This is a genomic window from Polaromonas sp., assembly GCF_013817205.1.
Classification (GTDB): domain Bacteria; phylum Pseudomonadota; class Gammaproteobacteria; order Burkholderiales; family Burkholderiaceae_C; genus Polaromonas.
Genome location: NZ_JACDDD010000033.1, coordinates 1 through 22,199 on the forward strand (window position 1 = coordinate 1; position 22,199 = coordinate 22,199).

Below are 22,199 nucleotides of genomic sequence, written 5' to 3' on the forward strand. Positions count from 1 at the left end.
CTCGATCACCTCACCATCGTCGGCGCTGACAAAACCGGCCGGTCCGAACAGATTGGCCTGGCGCAGGCGGCGCCGCGTCATCTCGGGCGTGTCGTCGGCAAAGCCGAAATGGGTCCAGACAAAATCGAACTCGCCTTGCCCGCGCGGCACGATGTGACGCGTGCTCAGCGAGTTGACCTGCTGCTGGATGATCAGGCTGGGAAACAGCGTGATCATGGTCACGGTCGGCGTGATGGGCGTATCGGGATTGGAAGGATCACCAATCGTCCACCAGGGCTCGGGCACCACGTCGAGCAGGCGGTCGTCGTTCAAGGCCATGTTGGCCTTGAACGATGTCACGCCCTCGGTCACAGCGGCGTTTTGACCGCCCTCGTTGCGGCGCGAGATCATCACGGCATGCCGGCCTTGTGCGTCCATCACCATGCGGCTTTTCTGGTCGGCACGCCACAGGCCGAAGGTGACAAACCAAGTGTGAAGCAGGCCCGGATGGTAAGGGTCCTTGATGTTTTCCATCATCAGCTTCCAGTTGCCCGGGATGCGCTGGCGGTTGTACCCCAGCAGGGTCAGTTGCCGTCCCTTGAAGATGCGGTCCAGCCAGGGCATCACGTTGGAACCCAGGTAATCTTCCAGCGGCTCGACCGCTTCGCTGAAAGTGGCAAACACCAGGCCATGCAGCACGGCGACCCGCAGCTTGGTCAGTCCGTGGTCTTTCAGCTCAAAGCCTTCGGGCATGCCGCCGTTGACGCAATCGCCGTCCTTCACGCCGTCCTTGAACGGCAAGCCGGCCAGGTCGCCGTTGAGTTTGTAGGTCCACTGGTGGTAAGGGCAGACAAACCTGCGCGCATTACCCTGCAGATTCTGGCAAAACCGCACGCCACGGTGGGCGCAGCGGTTTTCCACCACACGAACGCCGTGATCGGTATCCCGGTCTTTCGGTGCCACGCGGTCGCGCACCATCACCACCTGGCGCTCGCCGACATGGCTTAGCTTGAAGTCACCCAGGTTGGGAATCTCGACCGCCAGCCCGACATAACACCAGTGCGGTCCATAGAAGATTTTGTCCAACTCGCGCTGGTACAGCTGGGCGTCGGTGTAGGCCCAGAAAGGCACGCGGCTGGAGCCGGGTTTGGTCCAGCGGGACAGGGGTTGCGCTGCGTTCATCTGAAGTGTCTCCGTATCCCGTTGCGCCGTGCGCACCAGGCTAAACAAATAATACGCTCACTTAGCAATTCACGACAATGCCCGTCATGCTAGCGCGGCTTGGGCCTGCATCCGTGTTTCCCACACTGTTCCTAGCGGTGGCGACTGCTAGCATCGGGCGATGAAACACGCCCTCAGTCTCTGTCTGGCCGTCACCGCAACAGTGCTCGCTGGTTGCGCCGCCTCTCCCGCCGTGTTGGCCCCACCGCCCCAATCGCAGGCCTGCCCGGCCGAGGTTCCGGTCGGTGCCCGCTGTTACAACGGCGAGGATGGACATGGCGCGTTTTACCGTATCGCCATCCCCTCCAACTGGGACAAACAAGTGCTGGTCATGCATGCCCACGGCGGCCCCGCTGACACCGGCCCGGCCCAATCCTCCCGCAGCGAGGAAGACCTCAAGCGCTGGGCCGTGACCGTCAAGGCCGGTTACGCGTGGGCCGGCTCCAGTTACCGCCGCGGCGGTTACGGGGTAACCATGGCCGCGGAAGATACTGAACGCCTGCGACAGATTTTTGTGCAGCATTTCGGATCGGCCCGCCGCACGCTGCTGCACGGGCAAAGTTATGGCGGCGGCGTGGCTTCCAAGGCGGCAGAAATTTACGCCGCCGTGGCGGGCCGGCGCGGCCCCTACGACGGCGTGCTGCTGACCAACAGCGTACTGGGCGGCGGCCAGCTCGCCCACACCTTCCGCCTCGACCTGCGTGGCGTCTACCAGTACGTTTGCAAGAACCACCCGAAGCCGGACGAAGTGCCCTACCCGCTTTGGCAAGGCTTGCCGATGGATTCAACCCTGACCCGCGCAGAGCTGCTGAACAGAATTGACGACTGCACCGGCGTACGCAAGCCTGCAGCCCAACGCAGCGCGCAGCAGGCTGCCAATCTCGCCACCATCGTCAATGTGCTGAAGATCCGCGAACAATCACTGGCCGGCCACATGAACTTTGCGACCTGGTTGTTTCGCGATCTGACCCAACTGCGTCTGGACAAGCGCAATCCTTTTGACAACTCAACGGCGGTTTACAGCGGCTCGGCCAACGACGCCGCGCTCAACGCCGGGGTGTTGCGCTACAAGGCCGATCCGCAGGCCGTGGCTGAACTGGCCAAAGACAGCGCGCCCGATGGCCGTGTCAACGTACCGACCTTGAGCATTCATGCCGCCAACGATCCGACCGCGTTTGTCGAGCTGGAGTCCGCCTACCGCGAAGTGCGCGAGCGGGCCGGGTCGGCGCAGCTCCTAGTGCAAACCTTCAGCGACGAGTCCGACCACAGCTACCTCGCTGAAGCGCAATACCCGGCGCTTTTCACTGCGCTGCTGGACTGGGTCAACAAAGGCGACAAACCGACGCCGCAAGCAGTTCTGGCCTTGTGCCGGGGCTACGAAGCCACCTACGGCAAGGGTTGCCGCATCCAGCCCGACTACCGCAGCCCGCCGTTGTCGAGCCGCGTTACGCCACGTTAGGTTTGATGCGGCTGGCCTTCCACGCGCCATACAGCACGATCAGGCCCGGAATCAGGATCATGCCCCAGATGATCTTGCTCAGATTGGCCTGCACCCAGGCCAGGTTGCCGAACAGGTAGCCAGCGACTGTCAGCCCCACCACCCAGATCAACGCGCCGATGACGTTGTAGGCGCTGAACTTGCCACGGCTCATCTCGGCGACCCCCGCCACAAACGGCGCAAAGGTGCGCAAAAAGGGCATGAAACGCGCCAGGATGATCGTGATGCCCCCGTAACGTTCGTAGAAATCATGGGCCTGGTTGAAGGCACGCTTGTTGAAAAACTTCGACTGCTCCCACTGGAACACCTTGGGTCCGAAATAACGGCCTATGGAATAGTTGCACTGGTCGCCCAGAATCGCAGCCACCACCAGCAGCCCCATGGCCAGCGGCAGGCTCAACAGTCCAACGCCGCACAGGGCGCCGACCACAAACAGCAGCGAATCCCCAGGCAGGAAGGGCATGACCACCACGCCGGTCTCGACAAAAATTATCAAAAACAGCAGGGCGTAGACCCACATGCCGTAGCTGCGCGTGAAAGCCTCCAGGTGTTTGTCCACGTGGAGGATGAAGTCGATCAGAAAGGAGATGATTTCCATGGGGAGATTTTGACATGTCGCCACCTCCGGGGTCGCCACCGGCCCGCTGCAGCGCTTCCTGATGAGTTTGGCGCAATTGTTCAAGACAGCCCAGCGCTACTGGCCAGACACTGCGGGTCTCATCAAGGAGCCTGCCTGTGAATATCCTGATCAACGGCGTCCGCCGCGACGCTGCCCCTGCCTGGAAAGACGACACACTTTTGTCCGTGCTGCGCGAACACCTGGGCCTGTGCGGAAGCAAATTCGGCTGCGGCATGGGCCTGTGCGGCGCCTGCACTGTGTTGCTCGACGGCCAGCCACAACGCGCCTGCCTGGTGCCGGTCGCAGACATTGGCAAGCGCCCTGTCACGACCATTGAGGGCCTTGCACAGGGCGACAAGCTGCACCCGGTGCAGCAGGCCTGGCTGGATGAAACCGTGTCTCAATGCGGTTATTGTCAGGCGGGCCAGATCATGGCGGCGGTTGCCCTGCTCCAGACCACTCCGCGCCCCACCGACGCGCAAGTTGACACCGCACTGGCCGGGCATCTTTGCCGCTGCGGCACGCAGCAGCGGGTGCGCGCCGCCATCCATCGCGCCGCAGCGCAAATGGCCCGGAGCCCCGCATGAGGCGCCGGGCATTTGTCGCCGCCAGCGCGGCCACGCTCACGGTCACGCTGCTGCCGGGTTGCGCTTTGGTACCGGTCATTCCAAAACGACCGGCACCGACCCTGTCGGACGCGGCGGGCTGGGTGCGCCACGCCAGCGGCCGCTACACCGTGCACCTGCCACGCGCAGAGATGGGGCAAAACATTGCCACCGCGTTCAAGCAGATTGCCTGCGATGAACTGGGCGCGGCATGGGACTCTGTGGAAGTGCAGCTCATGGCGACAACGACCATAGCCCGCGTCAAAGCGACCGTCGGCAGTGACTCAGTCAAGGATTACGCCTTGCCGCTGGCGCAGGCCTGCGCCACCTTGCGCCTGGCGCTGGAAGCCGGCAGCCGCGACGCCGTGCTGCAGGCGCAAGACTTGCCACCAACGGCCCTGCGCGCCTTCTCCAGAAATGCCACGTGGGTCGGGAGGGCCGCGCCGCAGGTGCAGGGCCGGGAGATCGTGACTGGCCAGCCCCTGTATGCCGCCGACATCCGACGCCCCGGCATGCTTTTTGGCCGGGTGCTGCGCGCGCCGGCGTCACCCGAAACGCCGTCGCGCCCCGGCCACTTCAACGAGGCCGCCGGCCACGCGGTGCCGGGCTTCGTGGCCGTGGTGACCGACAAGCGCCTGGCGCAATCCAACGCACAAGGCCTGGGTATCGTGGCGCATACCCCCGGTGCGCTGGACCGGATCGAAGCGGCGCTGGCTGTGGACTGGTTGATTGATCCGGTGGCCGACACGCGCAGTCCGGCACTACAGATTGATCTCGCCCCGCGGCTGGAGCGCGGACAGCTCGCGCACGTGGCGCGCAAGGGCCAACTGGAAGAGGCCGCGCCCTGGACCGTCGATATGCAACTGGAAGTCCCGCTGGCCGCACACAGCGCTATCGAGCCGCGCGCGGCGGTGGCTGAACCGCGCGGCAAGCAGATGGCCCTGTGGGTAGGCGGGCAAGACCCGTTTTACCAACGCGACGTGGTGGCCCGGGCCCTCGGCCTCAACGTAGATGATGTGCATGTTCAGGCCATGCGCATAGGCGGTGCGTTTGGCGGCAAAACCCTGTGCACGGTGGAGCTCGAAGCCGCCGTGCTGGCGCACACACTGCGCGCACCCGTCAAGGTGCAATGGACCCGCAAGCAGGAGCTGGCCCAGGCCTTTCACCGTCCGCCTTCCAGCCACCGCGTGCGCGCCCGCTTGCGCGACGGCAAACTGACCGACTGGTGGCACGCCTTTTCGACCAGCCACATCCTGTTCACCGGCGCCGCCATGCCGCCGTGGATGCAGCTGGCGGCAGATTTTCTGGGCGACGCGGGGGTGGCACGTGGCAGCACGCTGCCGTATGACTGCACCAACCAGCGTGTGGAGTACGACCTGACCCGGCTGACAGCCCTGACCGGACCGTGGCGCGGCTTGGGTGCCGCACCCAACCTGCTGGCTGTCGAAAGCGCCATCGACGAATGCGCCCGCGCCTCGGGCATGGACGCGCTGGCCTTTCGCCTGAAGCATTTATCCCAACCACGCCTGAAGGCGGTGCTGGAACGCGTCGCACGCGACGCGCGCTGGGGCAGCCCGCTGCTGCGTCAGGAAAACCATCTGCTACGGGGACGCGGCCTGGCCTGTGGCATTTACAAAGGCATGAGTTACGCAGCGGCGGTGGCAGACGTGGAAATCGATTCCCGCACCGGCGCTGCGCGGGTCGCACGGCTGTGGTGTGCCCACGATTGCGGCCGCATGATCAACCCGGACCAGGTGCGCGCCCAGACCGAGGGCAACCTGGTCTGGTGCATCGGCATGATGCTGGTAGAAGAGTTGCCGTTCGCCAATGGCCGGGTGCAGGCCAGCAGTTTTGCCGATGCACCGATACCGCGCATCGCCGACATCGGCGCCATGGAAATCACCCTGATCGACAGCCCGGAGCCGTCCACTGGCGCTGGCGAGACCGCCATGGTGGCAGGCGCCGGTGCGATTGCCAACGCGCTGCGCGACGCAGCCGGCCACCGCTTCAACCGGGTGCCCGTACGCGCCAGCGACATCCTTCAGGCACTGCGGCGCTGAAGCTCAGGGATACTTCGACCATGAGCGACTTTGCCAGCGCCGTGATGATCCGCATTCTTGCCGGGGGCATGCGCCTGCAAGGCCTGACGCCGCCGCCTCTGCCTGCTGCCGGAGCGCGCGTGGCGCTGGAACACAAGCGCCGACTGGTCGCCAGCGCCCTGGCGCAAGGCGGCTGGGCCTGCCTGCCGCTCCTGGGCAGTGGGGTCGCGGCCATCCGGGGCGACCCGGTCCATCAGGCCCTGACTGATTGCGCCACAGCCACCGAATTTTTCGACCGCTGGTGCCGACTGGAACGGTATATCCACTCACGGCACCGTATCCAGGTTGAGGCCACCCCGGGCTGCGGGCTGCGGGTGACCCACCTGTCACTGCGTCCGGTCGAACCGCCCTTGCCCGCCGAGAACCTGATCGTTCTTGGCGTGCTCGCCGCCGCCATGGAGGAAGCGGGAATCCAGGAAGTGCGCGTCACGGTGGCTGGGGCACCGGTATACCCGCAGGTGGACCCTGCAGCGCTGGAAGCCCTGGTGGCCTCCGCGCAAACCGCCGAGTGGCACTTCACCTGGCGGGAGGCAGCCGTTTCTCTGCCGCGCCAGCCGGTCAGCGCCGGCTTGGCCGAGGACCTCACCGGTCCTCCGCTAGCACGCCAGTTGGGCCGGCTGGCCTTGAACGACCTGATGGATGTGCCCCCGCTCGCACAGGCCGCGCGCCAGCTCGGCATGGCGCCGCGCAGCCTGCAACGGCAGCTCGCCGACAGCGGTTTGTCTTATTCCGGCGTCGTGACGCAGACCCGGTGCCGCGCCGCCGCCTGGCACCTTCTGCGCTCGACCGAAGGCTCCGCTGCAACCGGCTTCATCTGCGGCTTCTCTGACCAGGCCCACTTCACCCGGGTGTTCCACCGGGAGGTCGGCGTACCCCCGTCGCGCTACCGCAAGGAATTCGGACAAGATTGAACGGGCAGACCGCTGCGGAAGAGCCTCAAATACTTCCACCTAGAATCGCAAGGTGACCTTTGGCCCGCCCCCCTCCCCCCGCCGCCCCATCCGCGAACTGCCTGACGACCTGATCAGCCAGATCGCCGCCGGCGAGGTCGTGGAGCGCCCGGCCTCGGTGGTGCGTGAGCTGGTGGACAACGCGCTGGACGCCGGCGCCACGCAGGTGACCTTGCGGCTCCAGGCCGGCGGGGTGCGTCTGATTTGTGTGGAGGACGATGGCTCCGGCATTCCGCAGGGCGAGCTGGCGGTCGCCCTCAGGCGCCATGCCACCAGCAAGATCTCGTCGCTGCGCGACCTCGAGTCCGTCGGCACCATGGGTTTCCGTGGGGAAGCGCTGGCCGCCATCAATTCGATTGCCGACATGAGCCTGCTGTCGCGGACCGAGAGCGACAGCCACGCCTGGCAGCTCGACGGCCGCTCTGGCGAGCTCAAGCCGGTGGCGCGCAGCCGCGGTACCACGGTCGAGGTGCGCGAGTTGTTTTACGCCACCCCGGCACGCCGCAAGTTTTTGAAGACTGACGCCACAGAACTGGCGCACTGCATCGAGGCCGTGCGTCGCCATGCGCTGGTGCGACCGGACGTGGGTTTTGCGATCTGGCACGACGGCAAGCTGGTCGAACAATGGCGCGCCAGTGTCGACACTGCAGACCACAGCGCGCATGACCAGCGTCTGGCCGACGTCCTGGGCAGTGAGTTGCTGGCGCAGAGTGTGGCCGTGGACTACAGCGCGGGCGCACTGCGTGTGACCGGTCGCGCCGGCATTCCGGATGCGGCGCGCGCCCGGGCCGACCAGCAGTTTGCCTATGTCAACGGCCGTTATGTGCGCGACAAGGTGCTGACGCACGCCGCACGCAGCGCCTACGAAGACGTGCTGCACGGCCACCGCCAGCCGGTATATGCGCTGTATGTGACCATGGACCCGGCGCGGGTGGACGTCAATGTGCACCCGACCAAAATCGAGGTGCGTTTTCGCGACAGTCGCGAGGTGCACCAGGCCGTGCGCCACGCCGTAGAGAACGCACTGGCTGCACCGCGGGCGGCGGCAGCGGCGTTGGCGGCACCGAACGGTATTATCCCCGGTAGTTTTGAATCAAATCGGGCCTCAGCCCCCGCCCCATGGGCGCAACCAGCTATCAATTTCGGAGCATTTCAGCCCTTGCGACAGGACACGCGGGTGTCCGACTTTGAGGCCATGTGGCCATCTGCAGTCCCTTCAACCGTTCGTCTTGAGCCTGTCGAGGGGCACTATGCCGCAGAGGCTTTGACGAGCTCAGCCCGAACGGAAAATACCGATCTGCCACCCGGCGACTGGCCGTTGGGCCGCGCGATTGCTCAACTGCAGGGCATTTACGTGCTGGCCGAAAACACCCAGGGCCTGGTGATCGTGGACATGCACGCTGCACACGAACGCATTGTGTATGAGCGCCTGAAAAGTCAGCTCGACAGCACTGCCGCGATCAGCAGCCAACCGTTGCTGATCCCCGCCACCTTTGCCGCCACACCGCAAGAGGTGGCAACCGCCGAAGCCAGCGAACACACGCTCAAGGCGCTGGGCCTGGAAATCACACCGTTTTCGCCGCGCACCCTGGCCGTCCGCGCGGTACCGACCAGTCTGGTTCAAGGTGATGCGGTGGAGCTGGCGCGCAGCGTGCTGGCCGAACTGGCGCAACATGAGGCCAGCACCGTGATCCAGCGCGCACAAAACGAGTTGCTGTCCACCATGGCCTGCCACGGTGCCGTGCGCGCCAACCGCAAGCTGACGATCGACGAGATGAACGGCCTGCTGCGCCAGATGGAAGCCACCGAACGCTCCGACCAGTGCAACCACGGCCGGCCCACCTGGCGCCAGGTCACGGTGAAAGAGCTGGACAGCCTGTTTCTACGCGGGCGCTAGCCCCCTCAGACTGCTCAGCCGGTGATCGGCGCTGCTTGCGCCTCCTCCAGTCCCATGGCTTGCATCTGCGCAAGATAGCCACGCAAGCGCTGCGTGTCGCAATGCACCTCCATCGAGCGGATCTTTCCCCACGCAATTCGAAACGCGTGCACACCCTGGTTGTTGCCCGGTGAGCCGTCAGGCAAGGTGAAGCTGTCCTTCCAGCTCACCAGGGCATGGGTGTCCCAGGGCCAGCCGCTCACGGCGATGGAGTCCAGCTGAAACTGCAAGCCCGGCAGCAGGCGCTGCAAGCGTGCGTACCAGCGCGCCGTGGCTGCCGGCGAGTGCCGCTCACCGGCCAGCGCATGTTGCCCCACCATCAGGTGGCGGTGCGGCCCGGCAAACTGCGCCACGATGGCTTCGTAACGCCCGGCGTTGAGATCTGCAAATGAACGCCGGATCTTTTGGGAAACGATGAAGTGATACATGACGGCCTTCGCTGGGTTGAACGCACACAATCTAGACACAAGAAAGATACTGGAATATACGGAGCAAACTTTCTCATGTCAAGATTGCAGCCATGACCGCAAAAACCTACCACCACGGCAACCTGAGCGAGGCCTTGCTGGACGCTGCCGAGCAACTGCTGCCAACGCGCGGCGCCGAAGCGCTGACCTTGCGCGAAGTGGCGCGTGAGGCCGGCGTGTCGCATGGCGCGCCCTACCACCACTTCGGCAGCCGCGAGGCCTTGCTGGCTGCCATTGCGGAGCGCGGCTTTGAGGGTCTGACAGCTGTAATGCTGGGGGCAAACGGCGCCACACCACGTGACCAGCTGATTGGCATTTGCGAGGCCTATGTGGCTTTTGCCATGCAGCACCCGACCCGCTTTCGCCTGATGTTCGGCCCGCTGTTGGCGCAAAAAGAGTCCTACCCCGAACTACAGAAATCCGGCCAAGCCAGCTTCGCGGTTTTGCTGCAGGCCGCCGAAAAAGTCAATCACGCCGAAGCGCTGCCGCTGGCGCTGGCCGGTTGGAGTCTGGCCCATGGCCTGGCGCATTTGGCGATTTATGCGGTGCTGGACAGCTTGCCGATGACGGTCCCGCCCGGTGAGGTGTTGGCCCGGCAACTGGCGCACTGGCTGCTGGACAGCAAGGCAGCAGCACCGGATAAAACACCCAAAGCGCGACGCCCCAGCTCGAAATTGCTTGCAACCAGTCGAGCAAAGAAAAAAGCACCGCTCGCCCTTTAAATTCGGGCGAAGAGTGCTCTTTTTTTGATAGCTAGCGAATCGCAGGTGTCAACCCGGCAGCGCCGTGACACTCACGCCGGGGAAGCTTTTTCAGCGCCCTCGCGCCGCAACAGCGGTATCCGGAAAGTCACTGAACACGCCGTCGACACCCATCTCAAAGAACTTGCGGTATTCGGCTGCCGGGTCACTGCGAAAATCAGATGCCAGGCGCTTGGCTTCGTTGCGAAAGGTGAAGGCATGCACAAAAAGGCCCGCAGAATGCGCGTCACGCACCACCGATGTCGGCGGCAGTTGCACGCGGTCACGCTCGTCGATCACGCCGTCACCGTTGAGGTCATCAGGCTTGCCGTCATTGTTGGCGTCAATCTGACGGGCGGGTATCAGATAGGGTTTCCAGGGGCCAATACCGTCGGCATAGGTCTTGATCTCGCGCAAGCCGGCGGGAGTCAGCAAGTCCGGGAACGAGCGGCTGTCTTTGGCAACCGTAAAGTCATAAGGCCTGTCCGAAGGAGCAGCCAGCGTCACGCGGCCCTGGGCATCCACGCCGTCGCCGTCAATCAGCTGCACCAGACGAAGCTGGGTTTTGCTGCGCAGGTACTTGAGGTTGCCCACCTCAAACGACTGCACGATGACGGGCGAGTTTTTGGCGGTGTAGCCGTACTCGGCCAGCAGCCTGAGCAGGCGGTCTTCCAGCATCAATCCGGCATTCACGTGGTAAGTCGGGTGTTTGGTTTCGGGATAAACACCAATGCTGCGGCCTGTCCGGGCACTTTCGCTGCGGGCCAGGTCCAGCACTTCGCGCAGGGTCGGGACGGCGTACCTGCCGTTGTGCGACTGGTCGCGCTCAGCCATGGGCTGTGTCGCGCGCAGTGTTTTCAACTCGACAAGCGTCATGTCGGTGGTAAACCAGCCTGTCTCGGAAATGCCGTCCACCATGCGGGTTGTTTTGCGGCTGGCAAACTCTGGCCGTGTCGAGACGTCCGTGGTGGCCGTGATGTTGGGCTCGTGCCGCACCACCAGTTCACCGTCTTTGGTCGCCACGACGTCCGGCTCAATGAAGTCCGCACCCTGCTCGATGGCGCGTTTGTAGGCTTCGATCGTGTGCTCCGGCAAATAGCCGCTGGCTCCGCGGTGCCCAATCACCAGCGGGGCTTTGCCGTCCAGAGTCGGGTAGCGGCTCGATGGTGCGGGCGACCCGCCCGCACAGGCAGCCAGGCCCACCATGCCGGTGACTGCCAGACCGGCCGCCAGGATACGCAATGAATACATGAAACTCCTCCGTTGTGGAATGAGGCACTATGGTGCATGCAGGTGACAATTTGATGAAGAGCTGTTGCAAGCGCTTACCCTTCACCCGCCCGGCAGAAGCCTAATCCCACACTGGCTAGATCAAAGCCGCTGGTAAACCCTGTAAATGCGACGAACTTTCTGAAGCCTTGCTACGCACCGGCCCCACTACATCTTTGGGCACTCTCTAGTCGGGCCGATTGCCATTCATCTTGCGCCCGAGCTTGCTGATGAAAGCGGCACGATTGTCGAAGGAACCGTCACCTCGATTGCCGACGTGATCGGCACGACCAAATGGAGTTGGGCTCCGATCTCCCTGCTGATCACCCAGCGTTTTGAGGTACGCAAGGTGGACAAAATTGGCTCACCACTGTTGGTGGTGCACGGCGGCGCAGACCGGCTGATCGCGCCCAGTCTGGGCACAAACTGTATGAAGCTGCCGCGCAGCCCAAGCTGTTCATGCTGGTTGAAGGCGGCTCGCACCACAACACCAACTCGGTCGGCCAGTCGCGGTACCGGCAGGCACTGGCGCAGCTTTTCAGCCTGCGTTAAACATCTGGCCCTGCCCGGTCTCACCGTCGCACGGCTTCGGCCAGTGCCGCCCAGGCCTTCAGCGTCAGCGGGTGTGTAAAGCCCGCCCCGGCCACGGGATGTGACGACAGCTTGACCACCACCATCTCGGCCGCCGGATTGATGCGCACCATCTGACCATGCACGCCCGACGCTTCGTAGGCACCATCGGCGTTGTGCAGCATCCACCACTGGTTGCGGTAGCTGTAGCCGGCCCTGAACGCCATCCCCGAGGCCTTGAATTTCTCGCGGTCACCGCCCTTGACGGTGTCTTCGATCACGGCCTTGTCGAGTATGCGCTGACCATTGAACTCGCCACCCCGGCGCAGCATTTCACCGAAGCGCGCCAGGTCACGCGCGGTGGCGTTCAGACCGGCGCCCTGCAGCGGTGTGCCTACCGAATCCACCAAGACGTAGGCGTCTTCTTCCATACCCAGCTTGCTCCAGATGCGCTCGCTCATCACCTCGGCGAAGTGCTTGCCAGTCACGCGCGAGACGATCCAGCCCAGCACTTCGGAATGCACTGTGCGGTAGACAAAACCAGCGCCGTGTTCACCCTCTTTCTTTAACGTTTTCAGAAAACTGTAGATGTCCCGGGGACCGGCATAGTTGGGCGGGGGCGGCAGCATCGCGCTGGCATACAGGTAAGGAAAGATTTCGGTCGAGGGGTCGGTATACACCTCGCGAAACTTCACCGCGCCTGTCATGTCCATCACCTCGCGCACTTTCATGTCGCCCCAGGCGCTGTCCGCGAGCTCGGGGACGTATTGGGTGACCATGGCGTTGGGGTCGATCTTGCCCTCATGGGCCAGCTGCGCGGCGATCAGGCCGGTGAACGATTTGGTCACAGAAAACAGCAGGTGCGGCGTCTCGGGCCTGGTGTTGCGGTAACGCTCGTACACGATGCGGCCGCGATGCAGCACCACCAGGGCGTCGGTATACGTGTCGCGCTGCCAGTCGGCGACCGTGGTGCGGGCACCCTTTTCGTCGGCAAATGCCCATTCGTCCAGGTTCTTCTCCGAACGCGGCAACTCTGAAGGCGCCCTGGCACCGCGCCGGATATTGTGGGTGGGCAGCAGCTGGCGCGTGTTCTGGAGCGCCCAGCTCATCTGCGGGTATTTGATGCGGTTGCTCTGGTCCACCTGCTTGTCAGAGGTCGGGGGAAAGCTGCGCATGTAGCCCAGCTTGTCAAGCAGCACCGAATCCGGTGGCGGCAACTGAGGCGCTTGAGCGTGAGCCAGCACGCAGCTCAAGGCCCACACAGCCGGCACAAGGCGGCGGGCGGATACAAGGCGAAAGAGAGTCAAGGGATTCAAAGGTTTCATGGCAAATCGTCTCCTGGTTGTTGTGAGGACACCTTGGGGCAAACCTGATGTCGCAGTGCGCAACTTACCTGCACAATCAAATGCAATCTTGATGAAAAAATGATGATGCGTCACCTCGCAGACAGCCCGCCGCTCATCGGCAGTCCGGGTCAGCATGGCTACACAGCGCGCGATGACGGCTTTGTCTGCCTTCACGGCATACCGCTTCACTTGCCACCCAAAGAGCGCGCCGTGCTCCATTTGCTGCTGTCGCGCTGGCCAGACGTGGTGCCGAAAGAAGAATTTGCCAGCCGGGTCTGGCGCAGCCCCCTCATGTCTGACGAAAGCTTGGCGCGCTGCGTCGCCCAGCTGCGACCGGCGCTGGAAACACACGGCGGCATCAGCATTCGTTCGGTTTACCGCACCGGCTACCGCCTGACGGTGCAGGCCAGCGAAGCCGGTGCAAACGGCCCTGGCGGCGCCAGCGTCGCTACCACCCTGCGTCCCCTGTCAAGGCTGGTCCATGAGGCCATGGCCCAGCCCCGGCAAGTGGCAACCCTGGTACACGCGCGGCAGTTGAGCAACCAGCGCACCCGGGCCAGCATGGCGCGCGCGGAACTGCTGCTGCGCGAGCTGGTTGCGCAGGCACCCGACTACCTGTCGGCCAAACTGGGCCTGGCCGAGTGTGTGGCTGGCGCCGTGAGTTGCGGCCTCACGGTCCCCAGAAGCAGCCTGATCGAGTCACTGACACAGCTGCGACTGATAGAAGAACAGGCTCCGCACCTGCCGGGGCTGCACGCCGAGATGGCGCATCTGCACGACTGCCTGTGGCAATTCACCGAAGCCGGGCATTTGCACAACCAGGCAGCCAGCGCCGCGGTTCAGGACGACCAGATCCACCATTACCGTGCATGGCATCAGTGGGGCACCGGACAAGCCCGGGCAGCAGCCGAGTCACTGCAGAGGGCGCTTGAGCTCAATCCGTTTTCGGTGCCCCTGGCCGTGATGCGCGCCCGCTGTCTGGCGGCCGGCGGGGAGCTGGCTGCGGGACTGACGCAGGCGAGGCAACTGGCGGACAGCGCGCCGGACAGCGCCGCCGCGCAGATTTATCTGCTGGGCTACCGGGCTTTTGTGGAACCGCGCGCCGAGCTGATTGGCGAAGCCGAACACATTACCCTCGGGCCGGGGAGTTGGGCCTTTGCCGCGTCAACACTGGCCTATGTTTTTGCCCGCTGCGGAGCGCGTGAACAGGCACTCAGCCTGATGCGCCGGTCTACAGACGATGGCGCCAATATGCGCGCCAACTACATCGGCCCTTTGCTCTGCCTGGACAAGGGCGACGAAGCCATGGCGCTGGCCATGGCCGCAGCGCAACTGGGCTGCGGCCAGTTGCCCCTGATTGTCAACGCGGCTGAGAACAGCCGGCTGCGGTCGCACCCCGGCTTTTCGGATTTGCGCGCACGCATGGACAAGCCCTGAAGAGCCGCCGCACGGCCGCAACAGGATGGTCAATCTGATACGCTCAGATCAATGCCTGCCACCCCCACCCCCGCTCTCGTGTCTGCTTCTGCTTCTCCCACCCAGCCCCCCCTCATGTCGCCCACCCTGGTGGTGCTGGTACTGACCTTGCTGCTGGGCATTCAGCCCATCACGACCGACCTCTACCTGCCGGCGCTGCCGGCCCTGACCAGCGGCTTCGGCGCCAACATGGCGCAGGCCCAGCTCACCCTGACGGCGCTGCTGCTGGCCTTTGGTGTTTCCCAGCTGTTCTGGGGCCCGCTGTCCGACCGATTCGGCCGGCGGCCCATCCTGCTGCTCGGTTTGAGCGCTTACGTGGTGGCGGCCATCGGCAGCGCTTTTGCGCCCTCCATGGCTCTGTTGATCATCTGGCGCATGGTGCAGGGCGCGGCCATGGGGGCAGCCGTGATGTGTGCGCGGGCCATTGTGCGGGACCTGTACACGCCGATGGCCGGGGCCCGGGCCATGTCGCGCGGCCTGACCGGGCTGGGTGTCATCGCCTGTCTGAGCGCGCCTCTTGGCGGCCTGCTGTCGGACGTCTTCAACTGGCGCATCGCGCTGCTGGCACTGGCCGTCTTCGGCGCCGGGGCGCTGACGCTGATCGCGCTGCGTTTCAGGGAAAGCGTGGCGCAAAAAAACCCGCAGGCGCTGCAACCCCGCATGCTGCTGCAGACCTGGTGGACCATATTGCGCAACCCGACCTTTGTTGCCTTTTCGGCCCTGTCTACCGCCTCTTACGGCGGGCTCTTTACTTTTTTGGCCGCCTCGTCATTTGTGTTCATCGGGGTGCTGGGCCTGTCCAAAACGGAGTACGGCCTGGTGATGTTTTCCATGTCGCTGGTGTATGTGTGTGGCACCTTCTGGTGCCGTCGCCTGCTGCCGCGCTTCGGCGTGCGCCGTTCGGTGTCCATCGCCGCCGTTCTGACACTCAGCGGCGGGCTGCTGATTGGCGTGTTGGCCTGGGCGGGTCTGCACAATGTGTGGGCCCTGCTGCTGCCCTGCTACCTGTTCATCTTTGCGCATGGCGTGCACCAGCCCTGCAGCCAGAGTGGCGCCATCGGTCCTTTTCCCGGCGCGGCAGGTGCCGCCTCGGCCCTAAATGGTTTCCTGATGATGCTCGCCGCCTTCGCCATGGGCGGCTGGCTGGGCAGCCATCTGGACGGCACAGTGTTCCCGCTGGCTTATGGGGTGATGTTCTGGAGCATCTGCATTGCACTGATCGCCTGGACCCTGGTGCGCCGTCATGGCGATCCGGCCATCGTGGCCGCGTCCGCGCCGCTATGAAGCTGCTGCCCTGGATCGGTCTGGCGGGGCCCACGGCCGCGGGCAAAACCGCAGCGGCGCTGGCCATCGCCAGTCGCCATGCGGTAGAAATCATCAGCGTCGATTCAGCCCTGGTTTACCGCGGCATGGACATCGGCACGGCCAAACCCACAGCCGCAGAACTGGCAGCTGCGCCGCACCACCTGATCAATATTCGCGACCCGCTGCAGGCCTACAGCGCCGCCGAATTCATCACCGACGCCACGCGGCTGATCGGCGAGATCAGCGCGCGTGGCAAGCTGCCGCTGCTGGTCGGCGGCACCATGCTTTACTTCAAGGCGTTGCGCGACGGCCTCGACGCCATGCCGACCGCCGACCCTGCGACCCGCGCCGCACTCGAAGCCGAGGCGCAGGCCAAAGGCTGGCCGGCGCTGCATACCGAGCTGGCGGCTGTGGATGCGGTCACAGCCGCCCGGCTGGCGCCGAACGACTCGCAGCGCATCTCGCGCGCGCTCGAGGTATTTCGCGTGTCGGGCCAGCCGCTGTCTGTTTTCCAAAAGCGCAATGCTATCGAAAAAGGAGCTTCTCACGTCCAAACGGCGAGGGCTGGCGCCATTATTTCCCTTGAACCTCAGGATAGGGCCTGGCTGCATGAGCGCATCGCGCAGCGTTTCGACAGCATGCTTGCTGGCGGCTTCATCGATGAGGTAACAGCCTTGCGCGCACGCGGCGACCTGCACCCCGACCTGCCGTCCATGCGCTGTGTGGGTTACCGCCAGGCCTGGGAGGCCCTCAGCGGCAACTGGCCGATGGCCGAACTGCGCGAGCGCGGCATCGCCGCCACCCGCCAGTTGGCCAAGCGCCAAATCACCTGGCTGCGCTCCATGCCGGACCGGCACATCGTGGCCTGCGACGCGCCCGATGCGCTGCCGCAGGTGCTCAAGCTGGCGGGTTCCCTGTCATGAACCTGCGCCTGCGACAACTCGGCAAACACTACGGCGATGTTCCGGTGTTCACCAACGTGTCTTTGGACGTCGCACCCGGCGAGTTTGTCGCCATCGTTGGCGAGTCCGGCGTTGGCAAGTCGACGCTGCTCAACTGCATGGCTGGACTCGACAACTGGGACAGCGGCGCCGTGGAACTGGACGGTGTGGACATCGGTGCATTGAGCGAGGACCAGCGCGCCTTGCTGCGGCGCGAAAAGGTCGGCTTTGTGTTTCAGGCCTTTCATGTGTTGCCGCATCTCGATGTGGCGCAAAACATCGCCCTGCCGCTGCTGCTGCTGGGCCAGCACGACGACGCGCGGGTGCTGGCCATGCTGGCTGCCGTCGGACTGGACGGCCTGGGCACACGCTTGCCGCAGCAGCTCTCGGGCGGGCAGTTGCAGCGCGTGGCGATTGCACGCGCGCTGATCCACCGCCCCACCCTGCTGCTGGCCGACGAACCGACCGGCAACCTCGACCCGACCACTGCGGCCAAAGTCATGGACGCGCTGGTGGCGCAAACCCGTGAACACGGCGCCTCACTGGTGCTGGTCACCCATTCGGAAACCGCCGCCGCGCGCGCCGACCGCGTGCTGCACCTGAGCAGCGAAGGCATACGCGCATGAGCCCGACCTTCGACAGCCTGGAACTGCTGCCAGCCACGCCAGCGCGACAACTGTTTGTGCTGCTGCATGACGTCGGTGATTCGGCCGTGGACATGATGGATTTCGCAGGGCTGCTTGGCGACGCCTTCCCCGAAGCTGCCATCGTGATGCCCGAGGGCGCGGAGTCCATCCACCTTGGCAAGACCGAGCGGCAGTGGTTCCCGACCTTTGATCTGACCGATGCCAACCACCCGGAACGCGTGGGCCGGGCGGTCCCTTCCCTGGCCGCTTTCATTCGCCAGCAACAAGAGCGGTTCGGCATCCTGCAGTCCGATACCGCCCTGGCCGGCTTTTCACAGGGTGCGACACTGGCGCTGGCGCTCTGCGACCAGCACGACGGTCTGGTCGGCCGGGTTCTGGCGTTTTCCGGCGCATATGCCGCGCTGCCCGACAAGTCGCCGGCACTGACGACGCTGCACCTGCTGCACGGCCAGCGCGACACCCTCGTGCCGGCCAGGCTGACGCAACTCGCCTACGAACACCTGATGGAGCTCGGCGCCGACGCCACCTGCGACATCGCCTCAAACATCGGCCACGAGCTGCATCCTGCGCTGATGGACCAGGCCATTCACCGCCTGCAGACCTGCGTGCCCCTGCGTTTCTGGCGCTCGGCCTGAGCCCCGGGGGTCAGCATGCGCGCCTTGCTCTCCACCTTTTCCTGGGAGGAGCTGCTGCACCATCGCTGGCGCAATGCGGCCGCCGTGGCAGCGGTGATGCTGGGCGTCGCGTTAGCGTTTTCTGTGCAGCTGATCAATGCCTCGGCGCTCAGCGAGTTTTCGCAGGCGGTGCGTTCGGTCAACGGGCAGCCTGACCTTGAACTGCGTGCGCTGCGCGGTAGTTTTGACGAAACCCTCTATGCCCGCGTGGCGGCCCACCCGCAGCTTGCCGCCGTCAGCCCGATGCTGGAACTTGGCACCTATGCGGTTGGCAGCGATGGCAAGCGCGTGGCTTTGCGCGTGGTGGGTGTCGATGCACTGGTGGTGGCCGGGTTGGCCCCGGCGCTGATGCCACAACCGAGCGCCGATGCGGCCCGCATGGCGCTGTTCACGCCGGGCACTGTCTTCCTCAACCCGGCCGCGCGGCAGGCGCTGGCGGGTGAGCGCCTGCGCCTGCAAAGCGGCCTGCAATTGCTCGAGGTGCAGGTAGCAGGCAGCGTAGCCGCCGGTGGAGCGCCGCTGGCGGTGATGGACATTGGCGCGGCACAGGAGCTGTTCGGTCGCCTCGGGCAGATCTCGCGCATTGATCTGCGCCTGCTGCCAGGAACAGGTCGCGCCGCTTTCATCACCAGCTTGCAGTTGCCGGCCGGCATCACCGCCACGGAGCCCGGCGACGACGCGCAGCGCGTCAGCAATCTGTCGCGCGCCTACCGCGTCAACCTCACGGTGCTGGCGCTGGTGGCGCTGTTCACCGGGGCCTTCCTGGTGTTTTCGGTGCTGTCGCTGAGTGTGGCCAAACGCGCGCAACAGTTTGCGCTGCTGGGCGTGCTGGGCCTGACCGGCCGTGAACGCCTGCGCCTGGTGCTGTGGGAATCGGCGCTGTTGGGAACCATCGGCAGCGTGGCCGGTATCGCGCTGGGTACGGCGCTGGCGGCACTGGCGCTGCGCCTGCTGGGCGGTGACCTCGGTGGTGGCTATTTCTCTGGTGTGGCGCCAACGCTGCAATGGGACGCTGGCGCGGCGCTGGTCTACGGCGGTCTGGGTGTGGCCGCCGCACTGGTCGGCGGCTGGTGGCCGGCGCGTGCGGCGCAGAAGCTGCCACCGGCGCAAACCCTCAAAGGCCTGGGCGCGCCACCGGCCGGCGGCACACCGTACCGGCTCAGCCTGCTGCTGATGGCCGCTGCTGGCCTGCTGGCCTTCACGCCGCCGGTTTTTGGCATCGCGCTCGGCGCCTACCTGTCGGTCGGCCTGCTGCTGGTCGGCGGCATCAGCGCCCTGCCCTGGTTGATTGCGCTGCTCTATGACCGCATCGCGCCGCGCGTGGGCCGGCGCCTGCTGCCTATGCTGGCAGTTGAGCGCGCCCGCCGTGTGCGCGGCAGCGCGGCGGTGGCCGTCAGCGGCGTGGTGGCGTCGCTGAGCCTGGCCGTGGCGCTGACGGTCATGGTGGCGAGTTTCCGCGACTCGGTCACGCAGTGGCTGGACGTGGTGCTGCCCGCCGACCTGTATGCGCGCACCGCCAGCAATACCTCCGCCAGCGACACGGTCTATTTCTCGCCGGACTTTGTGCAGGCGCTTGCCCAACTGCCCGGCGTGGAACGTAGCGGCAGCCTGCGCGTGACGCAACTGTTGCTCGATGCCGGCCAGCCCGCCGTAGCGCTGATCGCCCGTGATCTGCAAGACCCGGCCAGCAGCCTGCCGCTGGTGGGCGAGCCGCTGCCGGTGCCGCCGGGCCATGTCGCGATTTATGTCAGCGAGCCCATGGTGGATTTGTACGGCGCGCAGCCCGGCCGGGTTTTTGCCCCGCTTTCAGAGCCTTTTCGGGCTCTGGCCCCCGCCAGTCATGCGTTAGAAGCTATCAATTCAGGAGCAAGTTCGGCAGCGAGTGAGACGGCATCAAGGTTTTATGTAGCCGGCGTCTGGCGCGATTACGCACGTCAGTTCGGCGCCATCGCCATGGACCAGCGCGACTTCGAGCGCCTCACCGGTGACCGGCGCGTCAACGACATCGCGCTGTGGCTGGTGCCGGGCGCCGACCAGGCGCAGGTGCAGCAGGCCGTGCGCACACTGGCGCAGGCGCAGGCGCAGGCCCAGGCGCCGGGCGCCGGCGAACTGATTGAATTTGCCTCCAGCAGCCAAATACGCGCCACCTCGCTGCGCATCTTTGACCGCAGTTTTGCCGTGACCTACTGGCTGCAGGCGGTGGCGATTGCCATCGGCCTGTTCGGTGTGGCGGCCAGCTTCAGCGCCCAGGTGCTGGCACGGCGCAAGGAGTTCGGCCTGCTGGCGCATCTGGGCCTGACGCGCCGGCAAATCCTCACACTGGTTGCCGGTGAAGGCGCGGCCTGGACGCTGGCTGGCGCGCTGGCCGGTCTGGGTCTGGGCCTGGCGGTGTCGCTGGTGCTGGTGCATGTGGTGAACCCGCAGAGTTTTCACTGGACCATGGACCTGGCCCTGCCCTGGGACCGGCTCTTGGGCCTGTGCGCCGCAGTGGTGCTGGCCGGCACCGTCACCGCCTGGCTGGCGGGGCGTGCCGCGGCCGGCAAGGATGCGGTGCTGGCGGTCAAGGAAGACTGGTAAGCGCCAAGGTGGCACTATCGAGCCGCGCCGGCCGATGCGCGCTTTCGTTTGCTTACGAACTACCTGGCAAGGATGGTGAAAGTTTGTGAATTGTCATGACTTCGTCGCAACACGCGCGCATTATGAGTTCCTCACACGAGGAGATTCACACCATGGCATCCGCTCAATTTCGCATTGAATGCAGAGGCCCCTTGCGGGGCAGCCTGCTGCCGCCGGCTTCGCTCAGGCAGACCTACAGTGACCAGTCACTGGCAGTGGCGGTGGCGGTGAAAAGTCTGACTGACCCCACGCGGCAGGACATTCGCGTCGTGCACATTCCCAGCGGCGAGGTTGTTTTTCAGACCTCGCAGCATTAATCAGCCTGCACCCCCTATCCTGCGCCGCCTCCCTGGCGGAACTGCTCCAGCGTCAGCAGCAGGTTGCGCGTGGCACCGTCCACCGCTTCCAGCGGCCTGTGCACCACGGCGGTATGCCGCGTCAGTAGCGGCCTCAGTGGAACCACCTGTACGCCCTGGTGCACCAGCGACTCCGCAGGCTGCTCCAGCGGCAGCACCGCCGCGCCATAGCCGGCGGCCACTAGGCTTTTCATCGCTTCGTTGTAGTTGAGCTCAATGCGCGTACGCGGGCTCAAGCCCGCATTGGCAAACCACTCCATGGTCAGGTGGTACATGTGCGTGGTCGAATCGTTGAAGATCAGCGGCCGCGCAGCCAGCCATTGCGGCGTGATGCGTTTGGGCACCGTCCAGTGCCCGGGTACAAAACCCATCATCGGGTCGCTGCGCCAGTGCGTCATGACGACGCCGGGCCGGGGAAGCTGGGGCGCGGCGACCAACCCGACGTCCAGCGTGCCCTGGCTGAGCCGTTCCATGGCCTCGCTGGAGCCAAGGATGCTGACCTCGACATCAATGTCGGGGTGTGTTCGTTCCATGGCCTTGAGCACTTCGGGCAGCAGATACACCAGCACGCCGGTAGAGCTGCCAAGCCGCACACGGCCGATGCGGCCCTCAACGTGGCGCTGCACCGCGTCGACCGCGTCATCAGCATCACGCAACAGGCGCCTGGCGCGCTGCACCAGCACCGCACCGGCTGCCGTGGGCTCCACCTTTCTGCCGCCGCGCAACACCAGGGGCGCACCCAGCCGGCTCTCCAGTTCGCTGACATGCAGGCTGACGGTAGGCTGGGCCAGGTGCAGCGCGCGTGCCGCCGCTGAAAAAGTTCCCAGATCGGCAATGGCGACCAGGGTGCGCAGTTGGTCAAGATTCAGTTCACGCATCAGTAAT

19 protein-coding genes and 1 pseudogene are annotated in these 22,199 nt (G+C 65.0%); 14 read left to right on the forward strand and 6 right to left on the reverse strand.

What is annotated here, in order from left to right:
- Positions 1-1,161, reverse strand: a 1,161-nt coding sequence (locus H0W47_RS09500; RefSeq protein ID WP_296923648.1) for a Rieske 2Fe-2S domain-containing protein, incomplete at its 3' end; no start/stop codon positions are given.
- Between the two features lie 160 nt (positions 1,162-1,321).
- Between H0W47_RS09500 and H0W47_RS09505 the strand changes: the two genes are divergently transcribed.
- Positions 1,322-2,659, forward strand: a complete 1,338-nt coding sequence (locus tag H0W47_RS09505) for a hypothetical protein (RefSeq protein ID WP_296923650.1) — start codon at positions 1,322-1,324, stop codon at positions 2,657-2,659.
- Here the strand turns inward: H0W47_RS09505 and H0W47_RS09510 are convergent.
- On the reverse strand, positions 2,646-3,296 hold the full coding sequence (locus H0W47_RS09510) for a DedA family protein (RefSeq protein ID WP_296923652.1): 651 nt from the start codon (positions 3,294-3,296) through the stop codon (positions 2,646-2,648). The two genes, H0W47_RS09505 and H0W47_RS09510, sit on opposite strands and share 14 nt — an antisense overlap.
- 137 nt (positions 3,297-3,433) lie before the next feature.
- Here H0W47_RS09510 and H0W47_RS09515 point away from each other — a divergent pair, with 137 nt between their 5' ends.
- The 4 genes from H0W47_RS09515 to mutL are packed head-to-tail and all read left to right on the forward strand — an operon-like array spanning position 3,434 to position 8,868.
- Entirely contained in the window at positions 3,434-3,904 is a 471-nt protein-coding gene (locus H0W47_RS09515) for a (2Fe-2S)-binding protein (RefSeq protein ID WP_296923654.1), read from the forward strand.
- A complete protein-coding gene (locus H0W47_RS09520; protein WP_296923656.1) occupies positions 3,901-5,982 on the forward strand; it encodes a molybdopterin cofactor-binding domain-containing protein in 2,082 nt (693 codons plus the stop codon). Before H0W47_RS09515 ends, H0W47_RS09520 begins: the two co-directional genes overlap by 4 nt.
- A gap of 20 nt (positions 5,983-6,002) precedes the next feature.
- Positions 6,003-6,932: an AraC family transcriptional regulator gene (locus tag H0W47_RS09525; protein WP_296923658.1), complete on the forward strand. Its 930-nt coding sequence runs from the start codon at positions 6,003-6,005 to the stop codon at positions 6,930-6,932.
- A gap of 52 nt (positions 6,933-6,984) precedes the next feature.
- The gene (gene mutL / locus H0W47_RS09530) at positions 6,985-8,868 is read left to right on the forward strand and encodes a DNA mismatch repair endonuclease MutL (protein ID WP_296923660.1); all 1,884 of its coding nucleotides are present in this window, start codon (positions 6,985-6,987) and stop codon (positions 8,866-8,868) included.
- 14 nt (positions 8,869-8,882) lie between these two features.
- On the opposite strand, the gene H0W47_RS09535 is transcribed toward mutL, so the two are convergent.
- A complete protein-coding gene (locus H0W47_RS09535; protein WP_296923662.1) occupies positions 8,883-9,335 on the reverse strand; it encodes a nuclear transport factor 2 family protein in 453 nt (150 codons plus the stop codon).
- A gap of 92 nt (positions 9,336-9,427) precedes the next feature.
- Between H0W47_RS09535 and H0W47_RS09540 the strand changes: the two genes are divergently transcribed.
- The gene (locus H0W47_RS09540) at positions 9,428-10,096 is read left to right on the forward strand and encodes a TetR/AcrR family transcriptional regulator (RefSeq protein WP_296923664.1); all 669 of its coding nucleotides are present in this window, start codon (positions 9,428-9,430) and stop codon (positions 10,094-10,096) included.
- 90 nt (positions 10,097-10,186) lie between these two features.
- Here H0W47_RS09540 and H0W47_RS09545 read toward each other — a convergent pair whose 3' ends face one another.
- The gene (locus tag H0W47_RS09545; RefSeq protein WP_296923720.1) at positions 10,187-11,320 is read right to left on the reverse strand and encodes a glycerophosphodiester phosphodiesterase; all 1,134 of its coding nucleotides are present in this window, start codon (positions 11,318-11,320) and stop codon (positions 10,187-10,189) included.
- Positions 11,321-11,543: 223 nt separating this feature from the next.
- Here H0W47_RS09545 and H0W47_RS09550 point away from each other — a divergent pair.
- Positions 11,544-11,935, forward strand: a pseudogene (locus tag H0W47_RS09550) (alpha/beta hydrolase); the annotation flags it as partial.
- Positions 11,936-11,955: 20 nt separating this feature from the next.
- On the opposite strand, the gene H0W47_RS09555 reads toward H0W47_RS09550, so the two are convergent.
- Positions 11,956-13,278, reverse strand: a complete 1,323-nt coding sequence (locus H0W47_RS09555) for a serine hydrolase (protein ID WP_296923665.1) — start codon at positions 13,276-13,278, stop codon at positions 11,956-11,958.
- 102 nt (positions 13,279-13,380) lie between these two features.
- On the opposite strand from H0W47_RS09555, the gene H0W47_RS09560 reads away from it, so the two are divergent.
- The 7 genes from H0W47_RS09560 (at position 13,381) to H0W47_RS09590 (ending at position 21,275) form a co-directional block, all read left to right on the forward strand.
- On the forward strand, positions 13,381-14,736 hold the full coding sequence (locus H0W47_RS09560) for a winged helix-turn-helix domain-containing protein (protein ID WP_296923667.1): 1,356 nt from the start codon (positions 13,381-13,383) through the stop codon (positions 14,734-14,736).
- Positions 14,737-14,850: 114 nt separating this feature from the next.
- On the forward strand, positions 14,851-16,059 hold the full coding sequence (locus H0W47_RS09565; protein WP_296923669.1) for a Bcr/CflA family efflux MFS transporter: 1,209 nt from the start codon (positions 14,851-14,853) through the stop codon (positions 16,057-16,059).
- Positions 16,056-17,003, forward strand: a complete 948-nt coding sequence (gene miaA / locus H0W47_RS09570) for a tRNA (adenosine(37)-N6)-dimethylallyltransferase MiaA (protein ID WP_296923671.1) — start codon at positions 16,056-16,058, stop codon at positions 17,001-17,003. The genes H0W47_RS09565 and miaA overlap by 4 nt, the downstream gene beginning before the upstream one ends.
- Complete coding sequence (locus tag H0W47_RS09575; RefSeq protein WP_296923673.1) at positions 17,000-17,647, forward strand: ABC transporter ATP-binding protein; 648 nt, start codon at positions 17,000-17,002, stop codon at positions 17,645-17,647. The genes miaA and H0W47_RS09575 overlap by 4 nt, the downstream gene beginning before the upstream one ends.
- Positions 17,644-18,303 (forward strand): esterase, encoded by a 660-nt coding sequence (ypfH, locus tag H0W47_RS09580; RefSeq protein ID WP_296923675.1) that lies wholly within the window; start codon positions 17,644-17,646, stop codon positions 18,301-18,303. Before H0W47_RS09575 ends, ypfH begins: the two co-directional genes overlap by 4 nt.
- A 15-nt stretch (positions 18,304-18,318) precedes the next feature.
- Positions 18,319-20,919, forward strand: coding sequence for an ABC transporter permease (locus tag H0W47_RS09585; protein ID WP_296923677.1), 2,601 nt, complete (start codon positions 18,319-18,321; stop codon positions 20,917-20,919).
- A gap of 152 nt (positions 20,920-21,071) precedes the next feature.
- Positions 21,072-21,275, forward strand: coding sequence for a hypothetical protein (locus H0W47_RS09590; RefSeq protein WP_296923679.1), 204 nt, complete (start codon positions 21,072-21,074; stop codon positions 21,273-21,275).
- A gap of 14 nt (positions 21,276-21,289) precedes the next feature.
- Here the strand turns inward: H0W47_RS09590 and H0W47_RS09595 are convergent, their stop codons facing one another.
- Positions 21,290-22,192, reverse strand: a complete 903-nt coding sequence (locus H0W47_RS09595; protein WP_296923681.1) for a LysR family transcriptional regulator — start codon at positions 22,190-22,192, stop codon at positions 21,290-21,292.
- Positions 22,193-22,199: the final 7 nt, after the last annotated feature.